20 protein-coding genes are annotated in these 22,632 nt (G+C 31.2%); 9 read left to right on the forward strand and 11 right to left on the reverse strand.

Features of this window, described 5'->3' with window-relative positions:
- The 7 genes from UEQ13_RS02795 to UEQ13_RS02825 form a co-directional block, all read right to left on the reverse strand.
- The coding region (locus UEQ13_RS02795; protein WP_329804881.1) for a hypothetical protein at positions 1–206 on the reverse strand (206 nt) is incomplete at its 3' end.
- Positions 196–363 (reverse strand): hypothetical protein, encoded by a 168-nt coding sequence (locus UEQ13_RS02800; protein ID WP_329804882.1) that lies wholly within the window; start codon positions 361–363, stop codon positions 196–198. The genes UEQ13_RS02800 and UEQ13_RS02795, both read right to left, overlap by 11 nt.
- The gene (locus UEQ13_RS02805; RefSeq protein ID WP_329804883.1) at positions 353–724 is read right to left on the reverse strand and encodes a hypothetical protein; all 372 of its coding nucleotides are present in this window, start codon (positions 722–724) and stop codon (positions 353–355) included. The genes UEQ13_RS02800 and UEQ13_RS02805 overlap by 11 nt, the downstream gene beginning before the upstream one ends.
- A gap of 11 nt (positions 725–735) precedes the next feature.
- A complete protein-coding gene (locus UEQ13_RS02810; RefSeq protein WP_329804884.1) occupies positions 736–1,362 on the reverse strand; it encodes a hypothetical protein in 627 nt (208 codons plus the stop codon).
- On the reverse strand, positions 1,363–2,247 hold the full coding sequence (locus tag UEQ13_RS02815) for an ATP-binding protein (protein ID WP_329804885.1): 885 nt from the start codon (positions 2,245–2,247) through the stop codon (positions 1,363–1,365).
- Between the two features lie 10 nt (positions 2,248–2,257).
- Entirely contained in the window at positions 2,258–4,294 is a 2,037-nt protein-coding gene (locus UEQ13_RS02820; RefSeq protein ID WP_329804886.1) for a hypothetical protein, read from the reverse strand.
- A gap of 183 nt (positions 4,295–4,477) precedes the next feature.
- On the reverse strand, positions 4,478–4,678 hold the full coding sequence (locus UEQ13_RS02825; protein WP_329804887.1) for a hypothetical protein: 201 nt from the start codon (positions 4,676–4,678) through the stop codon (positions 4,478–4,480).
- Between the two features lie 91 nt (positions 4,679–4,769).
- Here UEQ13_RS02825 and UEQ13_RS02830 point away from each other — a divergent pair, with 91 nt between their 5' ends.
- Together UEQ13_RS02830 and UEQ13_RS02835 are read left to right on the forward strand one after the other, a co-directional pair.
- Positions 4,770–5,453, forward strand: coding sequence for a S24 family peptidase (locus UEQ13_RS02830; protein ID WP_329804888.1), 684 nt, complete (start codon positions 4,770–4,772; stop codon positions 5,451–5,453).
- Between the two features lie 416 nt (positions 5,454–5,869).
- A complete protein-coding gene (locus tag UEQ13_RS02835) occupies positions 5,870–7,120 on the forward strand; it encodes a DUF3570 domain-containing protein (RefSeq protein ID WP_329804889.1) in 1,251 nt (416 codons plus the stop codon).
- A gap of 68 nt (positions 7,121–7,188) precedes the next feature.
- On the opposite strand, the gene UEQ13_RS02840 is transcribed toward UEQ13_RS02835, so the two are convergent.
- Entirely contained in the window at positions 7,189–8,058 is an 870-nt protein-coding gene (locus UEQ13_RS02840; protein WP_329804890.1) for a PPK2 family polyphosphate kinase, read from the reverse strand.
- Positions 8,059–8,225: 167 nt separating this feature from the next.
- Here UEQ13_RS02840 and UEQ13_RS02845 point away from each other — a divergent pair, with 167 nt between their 5' ends.
- The 6 genes from UEQ13_RS02845 to UEQ13_RS02870 all read left to right on the forward strand — a co-directional run bounded on the left by UEQ13_RS02845 (position 8,226) and on the right by UEQ13_RS02870 (position 14,924).
- Positions 8,226–9,050 carry a DUF6929 family protein gene (locus tag UEQ13_RS02845; protein WP_329804891.1) on the forward strand — a complete coding sequence of 275 codons (825 nt, stop codon included), beginning with the start codon at positions 8,226–8,228 and terminating at the stop codon, positions 9,048–9,050.
- Between the two features lie 104 nt (positions 9,051–9,154).
- On the forward strand, positions 9,155–9,781 hold the full coding sequence (locus tag UEQ13_RS02850; RefSeq protein WP_329804892.1) for a hypothetical protein: 627 nt from the start codon (positions 9,155–9,157) through the stop codon (positions 9,779–9,781).
- Positions 9,782–9,920: 139 nt separating this feature from the next.
- A complete protein-coding gene (locus tag UEQ13_RS02855; protein ID WP_329804893.1) occupies positions 9,921–10,457 on the forward strand; it encodes an RNA polymerase sigma factor in 537 nt (178 codons plus the stop codon).
- A 66-nt stretch (positions 10,458–10,523) separates the two neighbouring features.
- Positions 10,524–11,525: a hypothetical protein gene (locus tag UEQ13_RS02860; protein ID WP_329804894.1), complete on the forward strand. Its 1,002-nt coding sequence runs from the start codon at positions 10,524–10,526 to the stop codon at positions 11,523–11,525.
- A 27-nt stretch (positions 11,526–11,552) separates the two neighbouring features.
- Positions 11,553–13,724, forward strand: coding sequence for a YfbK domain-containing protein (locus UEQ13_RS02865; RefSeq protein ID WP_329804895.1), 2,172 nt, complete (start codon positions 11,553–11,555; stop codon positions 13,722–13,724).
- A gap of 15 nt (positions 13,725–13,739) precedes the next feature.
- Entirely contained in the window at positions 13,740–14,924 is a 1,185-nt protein-coding gene (locus UEQ13_RS02870) for a hypothetical protein (RefSeq protein ID WP_329804896.1), read from the forward strand.
- 54 nt (positions 14,925–14,978) lie between these two features.
- Here the strand turns inward: UEQ13_RS02870 and UEQ13_RS02875 are convergent, their stop codons facing one another.
- Both UEQ13_RS02875 and gyrA read right to left on the reverse strand, forming a co-directional pair.
- Positions 14,979–16,067 (reverse strand): tetratricopeptide repeat protein, encoded by a 1,089-nt coding sequence (locus tag UEQ13_RS02875; RefSeq protein ID WP_329804897.1) that lies wholly within the window; start codon positions 16,065–16,067, stop codon positions 14,979–14,981.
- 57 nt (positions 16,068–16,124) lie between these two features.
- The gene (gene gyrA / locus UEQ13_RS02880; RefSeq protein WP_329804898.1) at positions 16,125–18,713 is read right to left on the reverse strand and encodes a DNA gyrase subunit A; all 2,589 of its coding nucleotides are present in this window, start codon (positions 18,711–18,713) and stop codon (positions 16,125–16,127) included.
- A gap of 245 nt (positions 18,714–18,958) precedes the next feature.
- Here gyrA and UEQ13_RS02885 point away from each other — a divergent pair, with 245 nt between their 5' ends.
- Positions 18,959–21,508, forward strand: a complete 2,550-nt coding sequence (locus UEQ13_RS02885; RefSeq protein WP_329804899.1) for an ATP-dependent Clp protease ATP-binding subunit — start codon at positions 18,959–18,961, stop codon at positions 21,506–21,508.
- 31 nt (positions 21,509–21,539) lie between these two features.
- Here the strand turns inward: UEQ13_RS02885 and gcvT are convergent, their stop codons facing one another.
- Positions 21,540–22,622: a glycine cleavage system aminomethyltransferase GcvT gene (gene gcvT / locus UEQ13_RS02890; protein WP_329804900.1), complete on the reverse strand. Its 1,083-nt coding sequence runs from the start codon at positions 22,620–22,622 to the stop codon at positions 21,540–21,542.
- Positions 22,623–22,632: the final 10 nt, after the last annotated feature.

The raw sequence follows: 22,632 nt of genomic DNA on the forward strand, positions 1-22,632 counted from the left end.
TCTGATACACTAAAAATTCTAACTTCTGAATGCTCTATTTTTTTAAATAAATAATTGATGTAATCAAATTTTGAAGCTCGCTCCTGGTTAATTTGCATTCGCTCCAAAGGGCTGAAATAATTTGTTTCTTGGCTATCATACTGTAGAACTAAAAGCAGTATTTCTAAACGCTTGTTTATGGCTTCTAAATGGTTTTCATTTTGCATTTGTTTCTTGGTTTAAAAGTTCTTGTAGCTGGCGTTTTTCACTTAGTAATTTGACATATTCGGTTACATCATCTATTTTGGGTAACTTTAAATTTATTTGCAATATTTGTGATTGAATCTCATAAATTATTGCGGCTTTTTTATCGTTAGTTTGCATAATAAACAGTGTCAAGTATTGAGTTAGAAAATTCCTTATTTCGTTTAATGTCGTTTATTAGCGGTGCTGGATAAATTGCCATTACTTGTGCCGTGCAAGCCTTGTAATGTCCTCTTAATACTTCAGTGTTGTTAGGAACAACTTCTGTTATTTTTAGAAATTGTAATTCCGCTTTATTATATTCGTTTAAGAACCATTTGTTTACTTGCGCATTAGCCAACAGTTGCTGTATGATGCTTGGATAGGCTCCGTAATGTTGGCACCATCTTAAAATGCTTAAAAACAATCTTTCTTCATACTCATTTTCCGACCATTGTAAATAATCGATAACTTGGTTTTTAGTTGTTGTTTTATTATTCATGGTGTTTCTTTTTAGTTGTTAATTTCACTACCATGTATTAACATGGCTTTTTTATCATCTATTATTATGGAACCGCCCGGACATCTACCAGATACAAAAGCCGTTAATCCTTCTACTCTAATAATTATTTTAGCTAATTTTTTAGCTAATTTTGCAGTTGCCGTATATGGTTCGTTCTTTTCCATGTGTGCTAATAATATGAAGGTTGTGTTAGGGAAATCTTTTAATAATTTTCTTAAAACTCCATTTTTCAAATCATCAACATAAACAGTTGCATTGTCAATAAATACTATTTTGGACGCTTGTCTCTTTTTTAATTTTTCAATTACTTCGATTACTTCTATATAATCTTGCCATTTTATTTTTGGATTATTAGGATCAATATTTAGTCTTTTTGCGGTTTGTTGAAATTCAAATCCTGTACCTTCCTCAGCTGATATGTACCAAACGTTTTCGAAATTGCTTAAATATTCAGCCAACTTTAATGCGACTGTTGTTTTTCCGTTTTTTTCGTCTCCGTAAATAATCCAAATTCCACCTTTAGAAATTTTACCAAATACTTTGAACCAAATTCCATCAAAATTGAAAATATCATATACTTTTCCGAGCAAGGTTTTTGTTGATATTGCTCTTGCCATTTATGCACCAATTTTGATTAATGTTTCTAAATAACGAAGCGTTGTTTCTTTGCTAATGCATTTGTTAATTAATGGTTTTACTTTGCTTTTGTCGTTTAAATTAGCGGATGCAACATCACCAATTAAGTTGGTGTAAAAAGCCTGTCTATCTTCTTTTCCGTTTGGAACTAATTTTATAAATTCATCAGAAAAGCGACTAAATATTTCAGCAAAACCAACCTTTTTATTTTTTATACCTCTGTCAATTTTATCACGTAAACCATCGGCACCCATCATATACCAACCGCACATGCCATCGGTATTGTTCCAGATTCCTTTTAGTTCTAAAAACGCTGTGTATTCCAAATCACCCGCTTCATCTAAAACAATCAAAGGTTTTTCGGTAGCTAATGTGGTTAGATAATATTTTAAGTTAGCCAACACATCGTAATACTTTCCTTGGTTGTCAATTCCGATAGTTTTAGCCAGTAAACGAATAAACAATTGTTTCGATTTAGCTTGTGAACAATCGATATAAAAAGTATTACGCATATTTTTTATGATGTGCTTAGTACAAAATGTTTTACCAATCCCGCAATCGTCAACTAAAACCATAGAGCGACTATATTCTTTACAAAAAATTAAGTTGTCTTCAATTTCTGCATAAACCGATGTACGTGCTACTTTCCAATTGTCTTCGAATAATTTTACTTGTAATTCTCTACCTAATGTGATCCAAACAGTATCGGACATTATTTTTTCAGTTTCTCCCGATTTTAATCGGCTATAAACGGCATTATTAATACCTAAACTTTTAGAAAATTCGGCATCCGAACCGCCATAGTTTTCGCGTTTTTCTAAAATTGCTATTCTTACTTTTTGTTTGAAGTCGTTAGTTAAGTTCATATTGTTGTTTTTAGATTGCAAATTGTTTTTTCCAGCCAGTGGCGTTATTTTGATTTGGTATGTAAACTAATTCGTCCGATTCTTCGTCTTCGAAAACATGTGTTTCGTGTTCTGGAGCTTCGTAGCGTTTTAAGTTTGGCATTCTGAAACTTGAAGAAATTGTTTTAGGTGTATTGTCAATAATTTGAATGTTTTCTATTTTATTACGTTGGCGTTTTTCAAAAGCATCTACAGATGCAACGTATGCGCTTTGTAGTTTTATAGCCTCTTCACATTTGTCAGTTCTTTCAGCAATAGCACGATTGTAACGTGGCATTTCCATTACTTCGCAGATTAATCGGTTTTTTAAAAACACAAACGCTTTTAAAACCATTCCATCGTTACCATCTAACCAATACACATCGAATTCTTTACCTTCAATTTGTTGCATTTGGTGTATTAAACTTTCGCCAGTTAATATTTTCCCATCTTGTGCAATGGCACGTTTTTTTCCTTGTAGTTTAATATATCCAGCATTACAAGATGTTGGCGTTTTGTAACCTATAACAGGTAAAATTGCTTCCCAATTGGTAGGTTTTAAATTTGGGTTTTGATTTTTTTCGAAATAATCCCAACGACTCATGTCTTTTTTAATTGGGTGAGGCATATTGTTGAATTTTTCAATTTCTAATAGCCTTTCATTTACTAAAATTTCATAAGGAATGATTTGTTTTTTTGCCGCACTCAATTGATTAGCTTCGGATTTTGCAGTAGGACGTGCCAACCAACCTGCTGCACTTTTTTCAATTTCGTAACGAAACTTTTCATTGATACGCTCAATATATTTACCTCTTGCGTTGTTGGCTTCAATTTTTACTTCTTGGAACATATTGCCCGGACGAAGTAGCGTGTCTTTAAAGCTACTATTTAATGAGCTTTCACATTCCAACTCATACGGCAAGCAAAAGCCTAATTCAGTATAATTACGTACCATTTGGCGATAGAAATCAACAATAATACCTTCTTTAGTTTTACCAAATACTACAGTAGTTACTGCTTGACTTGCAATATCCACACCCAAATAAAACCAAACTCTATCGTTTTTTGTGTTGTACACAAATGGTGGTTGTCTGTCATCAATAGAAATTATAGAACCTGCTAATGTTGGTAAATCCATTTGATGATGTGGTTTGAAATTACCCATATACACCTGTCTGTCTCCACTACGAGCTTTATGAGTTGCTAATTTGTTTTCCCACTTGTTTATGTAGTTAATAACCGATGCTTTTGAAAGAGATTTAAACTCTTTAGGGTTGTATAGTTCGCCAGTATCTTCATTATAAACTTCTGCATAGTCATTTAAAAAAGCATCGTAATTACGAGATACTTCTGTTGGGGTTGGTTTATGTTTTTGATTTTTAAATAAAGCGTTCAATAACATTTCTGTACGATCATCAACTTTACGAGCGTTTTGTTTACCAGTTCCTTCTGGGTCCTTGATTAATGTGTAATATTTATCTTCCGTTTTAAAAGCTTTTAAACAATCTTTAAACCGTTGTGAGGTTGGTAAAGTATGCTCTACATTATGCAACACTTTTAATGAGTTTTGAAAATGAATAACATCTAAACGTAAACTTTCTGTAATACCTTTTAGCGACATTCTCATTTTTATACGCTCTTGTGTGCGAGCTACCTCTAATTGAATAACCGCTTGCATAACTGATGCGTTAATTACATAACGTTCTTGTTCATCAGTATCAATTGTAGTTCCGTTACGTTTAAATTTGTTATAGTATCTTACTGCATCCGCATCAAAAACAAAGAAATCTTCTAACGGATTGTTAGTTTTTCTGGGGTCGCCTAATGCTTCTTGTATGTTAGCATGAAGTGTATCGAAATCGATTAACATTTTGCGACCATTACCACCTAATTGCAAACGTTTAATTCCGAATGGTTTATTTTTGTAGCGTTGCATTTCTTTTTGCAAACTGCCTAATTGTTTCCAAAACCTTGGTACCAATTCTTCCTGTTCTACAGCAACTTTATTATTTGAAAATAAATATGGCATAATTATTTTTTTATTTGCTCCCGCTCAGTACTCGAAACTGAGAGTTTGCCAATCGGGATTTTTTTTAAATTAATTTAGTTGTCAAACTTCTTTTTACTACATAGCCAAAAACAACTATTAGTTTTTCAATTACTTCATGTGTACAATCACGATTGATGTGATGAATGGTTTTAAAAATCATAACTATATTTTTTTAAGTGCTTTGTCTAATTCATTTGCCATTAACTTATAATCTTCACAAATTTTTGTTGAAGTTTCGCTTGTTCTGTCTCCACGCAACGATTGATGAATATATTGAGTAGATAAACCATATTTGGCTTTTAGCCTTTTTATAACCAGAGCGTTATGCTGGCTATATTTCTTTTTTTGATTACTTTTGTCCATTGTTAAATTTGTTTCAAATTGTTAAAGCAAATATATACAGTATTCTGTAATAATCAAATAAAAAATACATTATTCTGTAAAATAATTCACTATGAAAGATATAACTATAAGATTTATTGATGTTTACAACTATTTGTTAGACATAAAAAAAGTAAAAAACGCATCAGATTTTGCTGATAAAATTCAAATTAGTAGCTCTTTAATGAATGAGATATTAAAAGGAAGGTCTAATGTTGGAATAAAACCAATACAGAGTACTGTAAAATTATTTTCTTTTTTAAATCTTGATTGGTTAATAAAAGGGGAAGGGAAAATGTCAAAAGATTTTCAATTTTCTGAAACTAAAGAAAAATATCCGAATGAAGAATGGGCAATAGAGACATATGGAATTCCTCTGATACCAGTAGAGGCTATGGCTGGATATGGGACAGGTGAAACCTCTGTTTTGGAATTAGATTGCGAAAAGTTTATAGTTCCTACCTTTAATGGTGCTGATTATTTGATTCAAGTAAAAGGATCCTCTATGTATCCAAAATATAATAGTGGAGATATTGTTGCTTGTAAAAATCTTTCATTAACAGATGTTTTCTTTCAATGGAACAAAGTTTATGTCTTAGATACAGTACAAGGTGCCTTGATAAAAAGATTAGATATAGGTAAGGATGATGAACATATATTAATTGTAAGTGATAATGAAAAATATAAGCCATTTCAACTACATAAGTCAGAGATTAATGCAATAGCAATTGTTTTAGGTGTTATTAGGTTAGAATAGTATCTTTTTTAAATACATTTTCACTAAAAATGACTTAATTTATTGATTTTTAAATACTTACATTTATTTTAAAAACAATATAAATGTTATTAAGTGCTGTGAGTTTGGCAATATTCAGCAAAAAAATACTTTTTTATGTATTTATATGCCGTGAGTTGTATGTTTTTAAACATACTTTTGTCCACCCAACTGTCCACCCAACTGTCCACCCAACTATAAAAAACATGTTTTGTTAGTTTTTTTTGTATGTAGCAAAAAGGCATGAAAAAAACCACTTTTTAGGGCGGTTTGTTTGTTTTAAATATGGCTTTATGTGTCGTAAATGGTAGTAAAGTCAGTATTTGTACTGTTTTATAGTAGTTAGTTGCTTAAAGTGGTAATTAATGATGTTTTAAATGGTAATTAAATAGTAGTTAATGGTAGTAAAATGTACATTTCAATTTATTCAGTTTTTAAACCTTTTTCGTTGCAAACCCTTGTTTTTATTGGTTTTTTCGACCTTTTTTTATTGTATTGGTTTATTACATTCTGTTTTAAGGGCTATATCAACCGCTTACAAAAAGCAAAAATTAAAAATTGAAGAAGTCAACTTTATATCCAGTTATTATTCACAAGATGGAAACAATTCTGCCGTAACTGGTGGTGTTGGAACAGAAAAATTAACAGATATTGCAACAACTTTAGATATTAAAGTTTCTCGTTATAATAAAAATCAACACAAACAAACGTATGGATTTGAATTAGGAGTCGATTCCTATTCTTCTGCATCGTCAGATAATATTGACCCAAGTACAGTTACTGGAGCTTCTTATCAAGATATTCGTGTATATCCATCCTTAAACTACACAGTTGAAAATGAAGCAAAAGGACAAATTTTTAGTACAGGAATTTCTGCGTCAGCTGAATTTGATTACTTTTCACTTGGTGGAAATATTGGTTTTACAAAACTTTCAAAAGATAAAAACAGAGAATTATCTGTAAAAGCAATGGCATTTTTTGATACTTGGAAAGTGATTTTACCAATTGAATTAAGAAATAATCCAGACCCAAATTACAAACAAGGCGATAGCAAACCAAGAACTTCATACAATTTAGGACTTACATTTTCGCAAATTGTAAATAAGAATTTCCAAATGGCGTTTTTAGTCGATGCTGGTTATCAACAAGGTTTATTAGCCACAAAATTTAATCGCGTGTATTTTGACAATGCTAGTGTAAAATCGGAAAATTTACCTGATACTCGTTTCAAATTACCAATCGGAATGCGAACCAGTTACTTTTTAGGCGATAACATCATTTTAAGAGGATTTTACAGATATTATTTCGACAATTGGGATATCAAATCGCATACGTTTAGTTTTGAACCTACGATTAAATTATCCGCGTTTTCATCTCTTTCTATTCCATATAGATATTATATGCAAAATTCTGCGAAATATTTCAAACCGATTTTCCAACATCAAACTGCTGAAGAATTCTTCACAAGTGATTACGATTTATCAGCATTTTCAAGTAATATGATTGGTTTAGGTTATAAAATCACCGATTCTAACAAAGGACTGTTTAAGGCGAAACATTTCAATAGTTTAGAATTACGATATGGCTATTACCATAGAAATAATGGCTTAGCTTCACATATTCTGACTTTAGCCATGAAGTTCAAATAAAAAACAAAAGGCGATTTCTAATTGAAATCGCCTTACTTTTTACTTGGCTCTTTTTACTTGGCTCTTATTTAGCGAAGCTGTTCTTTATACATTGCGAAATTTGCTTTATCTTTTTCTGATAAAACGGGTTCATTAACAGGATATTGCTGTAATTCTTCCCACATAATTTTCGCCACTAAATAACGTGCCATATCTTTATCATCCGCTGGAATGATATACCAAGGTGCGTTTTCTTTTGAACTCTTATTTAAAATTTCTTCGTAATACTTCATATAATCATCCCAAAATCCTCTTTCTTTTAAATCACCTGAAGAAAATTTCCATTGATGGTCTTCATCTTCCAAACGTTTTAATAAGCGTTTCTTTTGTTCGTCTTTACTCATGTAAAAGAAAAACTTCATCAAAATTGTTCCATTTTGAGAAATGTGTTTTTCAAAATTATTGATTTGCTCAAATCGGTTTTCCCAAAATTCAGGTTGGATGTCTTCTACTTTTTCTATACCAGGAATTTTTTCATTCAAAATATATTCAGGATGCACGCGAGTGACTAATAAATTCTCGTAATGCGTTCTATTAAAAACCGCAAACTTTCCTTTTTCTGGCAAAGCTAAATAATGTCGCCATAAATAATCATGCTCCAATTCCGTACTATTTGGTGTTTTAAAACTATGAACCACAACTCCACGAGGATTAAATTCTTTAAAAACTTCCCGAATCAAACTGTCTTTTCCACTCGTATCCATGCCTTGTAAACCAACTAAAACACCATATCTATTATGCGCATACATAATGTCTTGCCATTCGCTCAACTTGTTTCGAAGTTTATCTAAACCTTTTTCCTTCTCGTCATCATCCCAAAAAGTATCCAATTCTGTTTTATAATCCGATAATTGTATAGGTTTTGTAACTTTATAATCTTCTAAATTAAAATTTTCCATATTTTTATACCATTAATTTGAAGCTTTATCCTGCTATCCGCTATATCTTTTAATTTTAAGTTACCTTCAACACTTCGACTCCGCTCAGTGTGACAATTCAAGCAACTTAAAATAAAAAGGATGCCGCTACTATCAGGGCTAGACTTTCGTTTTCAAAACATAAATATATGCAAAATTTTCAATTAACAGAATTCTGTCACATTAAAGGAATTGGTTCCGCTTCAGGTTTAATTTATTATCAAGATGTACTTTTTATTATTTCAGACAACAGTACTTTTTTATATCAATATGTCATTGATAAAGATGTGGTTTTGAAATTTCCATTAGTGGAGAATCCGCAAGAAAACATTGCAAAGAAAGACAAATTAGATTTAGAAGCGATAACGAGTTATGGCAATCAAATTTTTATTTTTGGATCGGGTTCGACTTCGCAACGCAATACGATGTTTTCTTTAAATTTAGAAAATGATGGATTACATAAAAACGATTTATCACAATTATACCAACATTTAAGAAATTTAGCTACTTTAAACGAGGATGAATTGAATATTGAAGGTGCGATTTGTGTCAATAAAACCATGTTGCTTTTTCAAAGAGGAAATGGAGCAACTGGCAAAAACGGAATTTTCATTGTACCAGATAATCCAGAACAACCACAAGGTTTTGTCGCCGTAAAACTTCCAGAAATTTCTAACGTAGAAACGACTTTTACAGATGCGATTTTAGTTGATAATTACATATATTTCTTAGCTTCTGCTGAAGATACCGTTTCGACTTATGAAGACGGCGAAGTTTTAGGTTCGATTATCGGAAAAATGAATGCCGAAACTTTCGAAGTTATTGAAACACAAATCATTTCCATTTCTCATAAATTTGAAGGAATTACTTTATATCAAAACGATGAAGATGAAATAAAATTCTTACTTTGTGAAGACACCGATACTGAAGTATTAGAATTAAATATTTATAAATTATCAATTCAAAAATCATAAATTTAACCGTTTATGATTTTTTTTTGAAAATAATTCAAAGTCGTCCCAACCTTTTGATTAAAAATGACATCTATATAAGTATACAATGGCAATTTCAAAAAGCAATGGCAATTTTAAAAATAAAAAAGGGAATTACGTTTATCGTTTTATTGATTACTTCAATAGGTTTCTCACAAAAAGATTCAATTAGCTTCAAAAATTATAATGAATCTGAAGAATGGATTGAAAAAGCAAGACGATTACCAGATATTGATAAAAAAAATGAAATTTTTAAAAAAATTGAAGCAAATTATAGTTTATTACCAATAGTAATTGAAAATCAAATTTATTATTATGATAAACTTTCTGCGTCAACAAAAAGTCTAATTCATAAAATTGATGAAAAACATTTTGTTTTATTGAGTAATCAATCTTATACTTTTAACGATAAAAACGAAAAATGTTATGGTATTGTAATTATTCTAATTTTATCAAAACCAATAATAAATGAAACTCAAAATATTGAAATTCTGGGAATCAAAAAAAAGAAACAGAAAACAATATTAAAACTAAAAAGTTTGATTAAAACAGAAGTGATGATTTCTAAAGAATTACTTGTAAATAATAGTAATTCAGAATTGAAAAACAATCAAATTAGAAAAGGCAAAAATCGTTTAATAATTAAAACTGATAATCAGCCAAGAATAATTTCAATTACAAATGAAAAAGAAAAAATAATATTTATAAAATAATTTAAAGTCGTCCCAACCTTTTGATAAAAAAAGTCATCTATATAAGAAACAACCATTGAACAACGAATTTTGAATTTCGAAACTTGAAACCTGAAACCTGAAACTTGAAACCAAAAATTTAAAACCTGAAACAAAATAAATGATTAACATACAACTCATACAAGCCTGTAAAAAACAGCAACGCGATGCCCAACGGCAAGTGTACGAATTGCTCGCACGCAAATTGTACTATACGTGTTCGCGTTATTTAAAAAAAGAAGAAGAAATTGAAGAAGCCATGGCCGATGCTTTCTACATCATTTTCACCAAAATTGACCAATTGAAAGAAGAATTAGCTTTTGAAGGTTGGGCCAAAAAAATTGCGGTGAATCAGTGTTTGATGCAATTGAAAAAGAATGTCAATTTCAATTTGTATTTGGAAGATGTGAGTCTAAAAAACCAACCTTTAACAGATGAAATGTGCGAATTAGAGGAAGAAGATTTGCTCAATTTACTCCATTATTTGCCTGATGGTTGCAAAACAGTTTTCAGTTTGTTTGTGATAGAAGGTTTTTCACATAAAGATATTGCGGAGAAACTTCAAATTTCGGAAGGCACCTCAAAATCGCAACTCAACGTAGCAAAAACAAAATTAAAAGATTTGGTAAATACGTTTTATTATCAAAAAGCGAAATGAGTAATTAGTGATTAGTAAAAAGTGATTCGCAAAAAAAATAAACTTAAATGTTTAAATAAATATAAAATGAACTCAGAAGATAAAATATATAACAAAATAAAAAACGCTTCCCACAAAGGCGAAAAAGACTTTCCAGGAATGGATAAAGTTTGGAATCGTGTGGAAGAGAAACTGGACAACACTATTGTCGTTCAAAAGAAAAATACTTGGCAAAAATTGGCTATTGCAGCAACTGTATTGTTAAGTTTTTCTATCATTTACCAGTTTATTGGTAACGAGGAAACTTTCAAAGGTAAAATCAAAAACAATGAGGCAAATCCTATTATTGTTTCTAATGATTCTGTAAAGAAAATTATTGACGAAGCAAAAGAAATTGTAGTGGAAAATGATAATTCTATTAAAAAAGAAGCACAAATTTCACCAGAATCTAAATTTGATCCTACAAAAATTGAAAGTAATCCTTGGGCAACATCATTTGCTCCAACTGCTTCTATTATATCAGATTCAGCTGTAAAAATTAAATATGATTTTAACACATTGCCTTTTGAAGAAAAAAACATCATTACAACTGAACTTAATAAAAACAACAGTATTGATAATGAAGTTAGTTTAAGAAATAGCTCATTAAATTCTTCAAGTAGTAACAATGGTTATCTTTCTCAAGGTAAAAAATATGAGGCACCAATTAAAGAAGTAAAATCAAAATATAAAGCGCCTAAGTTTAAAGCAGCAAAAACACCAGTTCAACAAAATAAAGACTTAGTAGTAATTGATGGTGTGGCAATGGACAAAAGCTACAATACTGAAAAAGAATTAGCTAAATTAAACGCGGATGACTTTGAAACTACTGTTTTACCAAATCCATTGTACATAATTAATGGAATTGAATATTCGGAAGAATCCTTATTTGGAAAAAATCCTACGAGTCCTTATGCGCCTTTAAACAAACAAAGAATAACCTCAACCAATATTTTAGAACCTGCAAATGCTACAAAAATTTATGGTAAAAAAGGGGAAAAAGGGATAGTGATTATTACTACAAAAGACGGGAAACCGGCGGAAAAATAAACCAACTAACATACTAAACTTTACAATATGAAAAATTTAAAAATTATTTCATTAGGCATCGCTATGCTTATTAATTACACTTCTTACAGTGAAGAAGTGCCAACAAAAACATTAAGTTTTTATGCTTTTCAAGAGAAAACAATCAATGGAACGGTAACTTCTGATGGAGTACCATTACCAGGTGCTACAATATCAATTGCTGGAACGCAACAAGGAACTCAAACTGATGAAAAAGGAAAATACAGTTTAAAAGCCAAACAAGGTGATGTTTTAGAATTTTCTTTTTTAGGGAAGGCTACAAAAGTGGTTACAGTTGGAGCTGGAAATGTAATTAATGTTGTTTTAGCAACTTCAAGTAATACTATTGAAACCGTTCAAATTGTTGGAGCATTAGGAATTAAGAAAAGAAAAAATTCTGTAACTTCATCCCAAGTAAGAATTAAAGGAAGAGAATTAAGACAAGCTTCTAATCCAAATGTCGTAGCTTTAACTGGAAAAGTTTCAGGTTTACAGGTTAATTCTGCACCCAGTAGTAGTAAAATCATTTTAAGAGGAAACAGAAGTGTATCAGGAGACAATAATGCTTTAATTGTAATTGATGGTCAAATTTCATCAAGTGAAATATTAGCTAAAATTCCACCAACTTCTATTCAAGATGTAAACGTTGTCAAAGGCGCTCAAGGAGCTGCGTTATTTGGTGAGCAAGGAGAAAACGGAGTGGTAATAGTTAATACAAGAGACGACTATGGCGATTTAAAACTAAAGAAAAAAATTGAAATTAAACCAATTGAAATTGATACAGACGAATACGATTCATTTGTAGAAAATCCTTTTGAAAATTCGGTAGCTAATCCGCTTTCTACCTTTTCAATTGATGTAGATAATGCTTCTTATACCAACATTAGAAAATTTATAAATAACGGACAAACTGTTCCTAAAGATGCGGTTCGAGTGGAAGAAATGATGAATTTCTTCAAATATTCTTATGCGAAACCTAAAAACGATGATCCGTTTTCAATACATACAGAGTATGGAGATTGTCCTTGGAATACGAATCACAAACTAGTTAAAATTGGTTTGCAAGGAAAAGAAATTCCAACAGATAATTTACCCAATTCGAATTTTGTATTTTTAATTGATGTTTCTGGCTCTATGAGTGGAGAAAACAAGTTGCCATTAGTTATTGAATCACTAAAAATTTTAACTAAACAATTGCGAAAAGAAGACAAAATTAGTATTGTGGTATATGCTGGCGCGGCAGGTTTAGTTTTACCAGCCACATCAGGAAACGATAAAGAAAAAATAATTGCAGCGTTAGAAAAATTAGAAGCTGGCGGAAGTACGGCTGGTGGAGAAGGTATTAAATTAGCTTATAAAATTGCGGAAGAAAATTTTATAAAAGGAGGAAATAATCAAGTGATTATTGCTACTGATGGCGATTTTAATGTGGGTGCATCATCAGACAATGATATGATTTCTCTAATTGAAGAAAAAAGAAAATCTGACGTGTTTTTAACTTGTTTAGGTTATGGTATGGGCAATTATAAAGATTCGAAATTAGAAAAATTAGCCGATAAAGGAAATGGAAATTATGCTTATATTGACAACATGCAAGAAGCGAATCGTTTTTTAGTAAAAGAATTTAAAGGAAGCATGTTTGCGATTGCAAAAGATGTGAAAATTCAAATTGAATTTAATCCGAAACACGTTCAAAACTATCGTTTAATTGGCTACGAAAATAGAAAATTACGCAATGAAGATTTTACAAATGATGCTATTGATGCTGGTGAATTAGGAAGCGGACATACCGTTACAGCTTTATACGAAATAATTCCAATTGGTGTTAAAAGTGATTTTTCTATTGCACCAATTGATCTAAAATACTCAAATACAAAAACAGAAAACACTGCTTTAACTAACGAATTAGCGACGATAAAATTTAGATATAAAAAACCAGATGGAAACAAAAGCATTGAAATCATTCAAACTATTGAAAACAATGTGGTAAACCTAGAAAACTGTAGTGAAGACTTTAAATTTTGTTCCGCTGTAGCTTGGTTTGGCTTAAAACTTAGAGATTCTAAATTAGTAACTAACAAAAACAAAAGCGCTATTTTGGAATTAGCAACGAAGTCAAAAGCTAAAGATATTGAGGGCTATCGAAGTGAATTTATTAGATTAGTTGAAAGTGTGAATTAATTAAATTTCAAAAAAATGAATAAAATTAAATATATAATCTGTGTTCTATTCTTAATGAATTATAGCTTTTCGCAAGAAGAAAAAAAACCTTTAAAAACGGGTTGGAATATTAGTCATAAAAATATTTTAACAAATAATCAAAGTGCTTTATTTGTAGTAAACGGAATTATTTTAGACAAAGTAGTAATGGAAAAAATTCCAACAAATAATATTGAAAGTTTGGAAGTTTTAAAAGATGAAAAAGCAACTTCGAGTTATGGTGAACTTGGCAAAAATGGCGTTATTTTAATTCAAACAAAAGAGATTTCTGAAGTTGACCTTAAAAACTTATATAAGCTATATCCAATTACTTTTGACTTGAATTTGAAGCAAAAAGTTAAAATAATTTCGGGAGAAATAACCGACTGTGAAAATGTTCCTTTATCAAATATTCTTGTTCAAAATTTAAATACAAAAAAAAGCACTTTTACTGATAGTTTAGGAAAATATACAATCGATGTTCGTAAAAATGATATTCTTTCCTATTCAAATCAAAACTATCAATCGCAACGTATTCAATTTATTAAACAAAAAAAGATTAACATCTCATTAAAAGTTATTCCAAGAAATAATAAAATAATTCTAAAAAAGCCCGTAATTTATTTGTATCCGAAAGAAAAAACAGACATAGAATTGAGTATTAATTTTGAAGGCAAACTACTGACTACTTTTCCAAAATTAGAAAAGTCTTGGAAAGTCACAGCTTATGAAAACGGGCAAATTTTCGATAAAAAAACCAATCGCTTTTATAATTCTTTATTTTGGGATGGAGAAATTTCTTTTCCAGCTTCGCACTATCAGTATAAAACTGGATTTGTGGTTGAAAAAGAAAACTTGACTTCTTTTTTAATTGAGAAATTAGAATTTATGGGATTAAACACTACTGAAACAAACGATTTTATACAATACTGGTTGCCTATTTTAGAAAAAAACAACTATACTTTTATTCACTTTTTAGTTAATGATGCTTATGGTGTGTTTTCAACAAATAATGTCAACCCAAAACCTGATACTTCAATAAGAGTTATGATGGAATTTTTTGGAGTAGATGAATGTATTTCAATTGCACCTCAACAATTACCATCAACTAAAAGAAATGGTTTTACATTAGTGGAATGGGGTGGATCAGACGTTAGTAACATGCAACAGTTAAACTTTTAAACATAAAATAATACTCAAAAAAAATGCCCTAATTTTCATTAGGGCATTTTTTTATTATTTCACAGATGCTGCTTTATCTTTCATACCTAATGTTTCATAGGTTAATTTTAGAATAGTTTTGGTGTCATCATTTGTAACATCTAATTGATATGCTTTTTCAAAATAAGGTAAAGCATTGTTAAACATAGCTTTGCGTTTAGACATTAACTCCTCATATTTTTTTGGATTTTTTAAATTAGCATTAATTTCATCAACTAATTTTCCGTCTTCAGATAAAGTTAAAAATCCAATATTATATTGCAATTGAGCATTATTTGGTTCTTTTTGCAAAATTGCTTCAATTTTATTTTTATAAGTAACTAAATCATTAGTTTGATAATAACAAGAAGCTTCATTTATTTGAGCTTGAATATCATCTGGATCTAACTGTATTACTCTTATATAATCAATTTTAGCTTGTGCATAATTTTTAGTTTCAAAAGATATTGCAGCTAAAGTTTTGGCCACTTCAATTTCTTTACTTTGAAATTTTCCAATTCCTGTTCCTTTAAAACCAACAGTATTTATTTCTCTATAATACTTATCAGAATCTACATAATCAGATGCTTGTAAAGCTGTAATGGCTGCATTTTCTAAATTAGAAACATCTTTAGGATCTAATTTATAAGTGTTATAAAAAACTCTTGAGGCTTCTTTATATTTTTTAGCATTATTATATGCTAAAGCCATTTGTGAAAAAATTGGTTTGAAATTTACAACCGTTTCATTAATATCCGATGTGAAAACTTTTTTACCTGTTTTCGTTTCATAATCTAAAGTTGAACGCATTGCGTCAACCATTGTTGAAAACGCATCTGGATTCAACATTTTAGCAATTTGCATTGGATTTGGTGGTGTATTTTGATCTAAAGTTGACATTTCCACTAATGGCGTCATTGCTTTATAAAAATTTGAAGCTACTTTATCATCTTCGGTAGTTACCACACTTTCTAATTTCGCAAGTGTTGTTTTGTACTTAGCAAACTCTTCCGCAGTAACTTGATCTTCTTTTTCGTAGATTTTCTTTAATGCTTTTAATTCGTCTTTTTGAGCAAAAGTAGTTGTGGCTACTAAAAGTGAAATTCCTAATACTAAATTTTTCATTTTTATCATTTTTAAGTTTAAAAAAAAGCCCAACGAATTGGGCTTTTAAAATTATTCCTATTCTTCTGTGTTGTCACTTTCAATATCCGTGCCATCGTTTTCTGTAGCATCGTCTTCTGAAGTTTCACTTTCCGATGTTACTATCGGATTGCCATCTTCATCTAAGTCTACTATTTCTTCGTCTTCACGTAATACTTTAGTTACCGCCGCGATAGAATCGTTTCCTTTAATATTAATTAATCGAACACCTTGAGTGGCACGACCCATAACTCTTAAATCAGAAACCATCATACGAATCGTTAATCCAGATTTGTTGATAATCATTAAATCATCATCATCTGTTACGTTATTAATAGCAATTAATGAACCTGTTTTTTCTGTGATATTTAATGTTTTCACACCTTTACCACCACGGTTTGTAATTCTGTATACATCTTCTCCATCTTCTTCCACTAATTTGGTACGTTTACCGTATCCATTTTCAGTTACTACTAAGATTTGAGTATCGTTAACATCATCTTTATTAACCGTTACAATTCCAATCACTTCATCTGCTTCGTCTTTTAAAGTAATTCCTCTAACTCCAGATGCAGTACGACCCATTGGACGTGTTTTAGCTTCTTCAAAACGAACCATTTTACCTGATTTTCCAGCAATTAAAACTTGGCTTTCTCCGTTAGTTAATTTAGCTCCTAATAATTCGTCACCTTCTTTAATTGTAATAGCTGCTACTCCGTTTATACGAGGTTTTGAATATTTCTCTAAAGATGTTTTCTTAACCTGACCTTGTTTCGTAACCATAATTAAATTATGACTCTTAATGTAATCTTGGTCTTTTAAGTCTTGCGTACAAATGTATGCGGCAACTTTATCGTCTGGTTCAATATTTATGATATTTTGAATAGCACGACCTTTACTTGCTTTTGTTCCTTCCGGAATTTCGTAAACACGCATCCAGAAACATTTTCCTTTTTGAGTAAAGAATAATAAATATTGGTGATTAGTTGCGACAAATAAATGCTCTAAGAAATCTTGATCTCTTGTTCCTGCAGATTTTTGACCTACTCCACCTCTATTTTGCGTTTTATATTCTGATAATGAAGTACGTTTGATGTAACCAGCATGTGAAATCGTAACAACTACATTTTCATCAGCAATTAAATCTTCAATACTTACATCGCCACCAGAATATTCAATTACTGAACGACGTGCATCACCATATTTTTCTTTGATTTCAGCTAATTCGTCTTTAATCAATTGCATTCTTAATTCTTTACTAGCTAATAATTCTTTTAAACCAGTAATTAATTTCATTATTTCGTCAAACTCAGCTCTTAATTTATCTTGTTCCAGACCTGTTAATTGACGTAAACGCATTTCAACGATAGCACGAGCTTGTAATTCAGATAATTTAAATCTTTCAATTAATCTACCTCTTGCTTCTTCTCCATCTTTCGAACCTCTAATGATTTTAATTACTTCATCAATATTATCTGATGCGATAATTAAACCTTCTAAAATATGGGCTCTTTCTTCTGCTTTTCTTAATTCGTATTGTGCTCTTCTAACCACAACTTCATGACGGTGTTCCACAAAATGGTGAATTAAATCTTTTAGATTTAACATTTGTGGTCTTCCTTTTACTAAAGCAATATTGTTTACACTGAAAGAAGATTGTAATTGTGTATATTTATAAAGTGTATTTAAAACCACATTTGGTACAGCATCACGTTTTAATTCGTAAACGATACGCATACCAGTTCTGTCCGATTCATCACGAATTGTAGAAATACCTTCAATTTTTTTCTCGTTAACTAAATCCGCCGTTTTCTTAATCATATCGGCTTTGTTAACTTGGTAAGGAATCTCAGTTACGATGATTGATTCTTTACCGTTCACTTCTTCAAACATCGTTTTAGCGCGCATTACAATACGACCTCTACCTGTTTTAAAAGCTTCTTTCACACCTTCATATCCGTAGATAGTTCCTCCCGTAGGAAAATCTGGTGCTTTTATATATTTAATTAATTCGTCAATTTCAATATCTGTATTGTCAATGTACGCTAAGGTTCCATCAATAACTTCAGATAAATTGTGAGGCGCCATATTTGTTGCCATTCCCACCGCAATACCAGAAGCACCATTAATTAATAAAGTTGGCACTTTTGTTGGTAAAACTTTAGGCTCTTCTAAAGTATCATCGAAGTTTAATTGAAAATCAACTGTCTCTTTGTCGATATCTGCTAACATTTCTTCAGATATCTTTCTCATTCTAGCCTCTGTGTAACGCATTGCTGCTGGACTATCACCATCAACCGAACCAAAGTTACCTTGACCGTCAACCATTAAATAACGTAAACTCCATTCTTGCGCCATACGAACCATCGCATCATAAACTGAAGTATCTCCGTGTGGGTGATATTTACCCAAAACTTCTCCAACAATTCTGGCAGACTTTTTATGGGCTCTATTAGAAAAAACTCCTAACTCATACATTCCGAACAACACCCTTCTGTGAACTGGTTTTAAACCATCTCGCACATCTGGTAATGCTCTAGATACAATAACCGACATCGAATAATCGATGTAGGCTGACTTCATTTCATCTTCAATATTAATAGGAATTAACTTTTCTCCGTCAGACATAGGTATTTATTTAATTTTTACTCATTTTTTTTAAACGTGCCAATATACGATTTTTTGCGTTTTTTGAAAGCAAAATTTCCAACAAAATCTAAATACTTATCAACAATAATCGATGAAATTTTTAACAAATAATAACACTTTTCGTTTTTATTTCTCGTTTTTTTTTTGTCAATTAGCAATATTATAGTACCAAGTTTAACTCGTACTTTAATATTTTGTATTTTTACAATAGATTTAAATAATTTATGGAAGATAATTTTTCACCAAGAGTAAAAGATGTGATTCAGTTCAGTAAAGAAGAAGCCTTACGTTTAGGTCACGATTTTATTGGTACAGAGCATTTACTTTTAGGTATACTAAGAGATGGGAATGGAAGTGCGATTGATATTTTAAACTTTCTAAATATCAATTTTGATATCTTAAGAAAAAAAGTAGAAGTATTGAGTCCAGCCAACCCAAGTGGAGTGACTAACAACGACAAAAAAAACCTACACTTAACTAGACAGGCAGAGAGAGCTTTAAAATATACTTTTTTAGAAGCTAAAGTTTTTAATACAACATCGATAAGCACAGCTTTATTACTATTATGTGTATTAAAAAATGATAATGATCCCACAACTAAGTTATTAAACAAGTTGAAAATTAATTATGATAACGTAAAAGATATTTATATGAGCCTGAACAACAGTGAAGATGACAATATTTTAAAAAATTCGCCAAGAGCAGAAAACTTTGACGATTCTGGCGATGATAATTTTAAAGACAGCGGTCCAACTCCGCCAAGTAATAGCGGAAGTAAAACAACTAAAAAATCTAAAACTCCTGTATTAGATAATTTCGGAAGAGATTTAACTGAAATGGCTGAAGAAGGAAAATTAGATCCAGTTGTTGGGCGTGAAAAAGAAATTGAACGTGTTTCGCAAATTTTAAGTCGAAGAAAGAAAAATAATCCACTTTTAATTGGGGAACCAGGTGTGGGAAAATCTGCCATTGCGGAAGGTTTAGCCTTAATGATTGTGAAGAAAAAAGTTTCTCGTATTTTATTCAATAAGCGAGTTGTTACGTTAGATTTAGCTTCTTTAGTAGCTGGTACGAAATATCGTGGTCAGTTTGAAGAACGCATGAAAGCGGTAATGAACGAACTAGAGAAAAACGACGATATTATTCTTTTCATTGACGAAATTCACACTATTGTTGGTGCAGGTGGCGCAACAGGTTCACTTGATGCAAGTAACATGTTTAAACCCGCTTTAGCACGTGGAGAGATTCAATGTGTAGGCGCAACGACTTTAGATGAATACAGACAGTATATTGAAAAAGATGGTGCCTTAGAACGTCGTTTTCAAAAAGTAATTGTAGAACCAACTACGGTGGATGAAACGATTATTATTTTAAATAACATTAAAGGTAAATATGAAGACCATCATAACGTCACTTATACACCAGAAGCCATTGAAGCTTGTGTGAAATTGACAAGTCGCTATATGACCGATCGTTTTTTACCAGACAAAGCAATTGATGCCTTAGATGAAGCAGGTTCTCGAGTACATATCACAAATATTGATGTGCCAAAACAAATTTTAGAATTAGAAAAACAATTAGAAGAAGTTCGTGAATTGAAAAATTCAGTTGTTAAAAAACAAAAATTTGAAGAAGCTGCGAAATTACGTGACGACGAAAAGAAAATTGAAAAAGATTTAGCCATTGCTCAAGAGAAATGGGAAGAAGATTCAAAAACTAACCGAGTTGAAGTTTCAGAAGATAATGTTGCCGATGTAGTGTCTATGATGACCGGAATTCCTGTTAACAGAATTGCTCAAACTGAAAGTAACAAATTAGCCCATTTACCTGAACTTATTAAAGGAAAAGTAATCGGACAAGATGATGCGGTGCAAAAAATTGCCAAATCAATACAACGAAATAGAGCGGGATTAAAAGACCCAAACAAACCAATTGGTTCATTTATCTTTTTAGGTTCAACTGGTGTTGGAAAAACACAATTAGCAAAAGTATTAGCAAAAGAATTGTTTGATTCTGAAGATGCGTTAGTACGTATCGACATGAGTGAATACATGGAGAAATTTGCTATTTCTCGTTTAGTGGGAGCACCTCCAGGATATGTTGGTTACGAAGAAGGCGGACAATTAACGGAGAAAATCAGAAGAAAACCTTACGCTGTTGTTTTACTTGATGAAATTGAAAAAGCGCATCCAGATGTGTTCAACATGATGCTACAAGTTTTAGATGACGGATTCTTGACTGATAGTTTAGGAAGAAAAATCGATTTTAGAAATACTATTATTATTATGACTTCTAATATTGGTGCACGCCAATTGAAAGATTTCGGTCAAGGTGTTGGTTTCGGAACTGCAGCAAAAGTGGCTTCAGCAGATGACCACAACAAATCAGTAATTGAAAATGCTTTGAAAAAAGCCTTTGCTCCAGAATTCTTAAACAGAATTGATGATGTAATTGTGTTCAACAGTTTAGAAAAACACGATATTGATAAAATTATCGATATTGAAATGGAAAAACTTATTTTAAGAGTTAAAGATTTAGGCTACACGTTAAACGTTTCAGAAAAAGCCAAAGATTTCATTGCTGAAAAAGGTTTCGACAAACAATTTGGAGCGCGTCCTTTAAAAAGAGCCATTCAAAAATATGTGGAAGATGCTTTAGCAGAAGAAATTATTACTTCTAAAATTCATGAAGGCGATATCATCTTTATGGATTTAGCTGACGAAGCTTTAGAACTCAATATCACAATAGAAAAAACAGAAAAACCTGCTAATTAGCAGGTTTTTTTTTATTTGTAAACTAAAAATCTTATTTCTTCAAAAACGGCATTTTAACCACTTTTGCTTTAATATCTTTATTTCTAATTCTAATATAAATTTCAGAATCTGGAGTTGCCAATTCTGTTGGAACATAGCCCATACCAATTGCAATTCCTAATGATGGTGATTGCGTTCCAGAAGTTACAATTCCAACAATATTTCCGTTGGCATCTGCAATTTCATAATCATGACGAGGAATTCCTCTGTCCACCATTTCAAAACCAACTAATTTCTTAGAAACACCCGCTTCTTTCTGTTTTTTCAAGTTTTCAGAATTCGTAAATTCTTTATCGAACTTCGTAATCCAACCTAATCCTGCTTCTAAAGGCGAAGTCGTATCATTAATATCGTTTCCATATAAACAGAATCCCATTTCTAAACGTAAGGTATCACGAGCAGCTAAGCCAATTGGCTTAATTCCGAAAGGCGCTCCCGCTTCAAAAACTTTTGCCCAAATCGTAACCGCATCTTCGTTTTTAAAATAAATTTCAAATCCACCTGATCCTGTATAACCAGTTGCCGAAACAATTACATCTTGTTTACCAGCAAAATCGCCAATTTGGAAAGAATAATAAGGCATATTCACTAAATCAATTGAAGTTAAACTTTGCATAGCATCAGCTGCTTTAGGACCTTGAATCGCTAATAAAGAATAGCCATCAGAAAGATTTTGCATGTCAACTCCTAAATCGTTGTGAGAAGAAATCCAATTCCAATCTTTCTCAATATTAGAAGCATTTACCACTAACATATAATGATTATCTGCAATTTTATATACGATTAAATCATCAACAATTCCACCGTCATTATTTGGCAAACATGAATATTGTGCTTTTCCATCTACTAATTTAGACGCATCATTTGACGTTACTTTCTGAATTAAAGCTAAAGCGTTTTCTCCTTTTAAGAAGAATTCACCCATGTGAGAAACATCAAAAACTCCAACGCCTGTTCTAACGGTTTCGTGTTCTGCGTTTACTCCTTCATATTGAACAGGCATATTGTAACCTGCAAACGGAACCATTTTTGCTCCTAAACTTTCGTGAATAGCTGTTAATGCTGTATTTTTCATATTTAATTAA

The sequence above is a fragment of the Flavobacterium facile genome, from assembly GCF_036321945.1.
Taxonomy (GTDB): Bacteria; Bacteroidota; Bacteroidia; order Flavobacteriales; family Flavobacteriaceae; genus Flavobacterium; species Flavobacterium facile.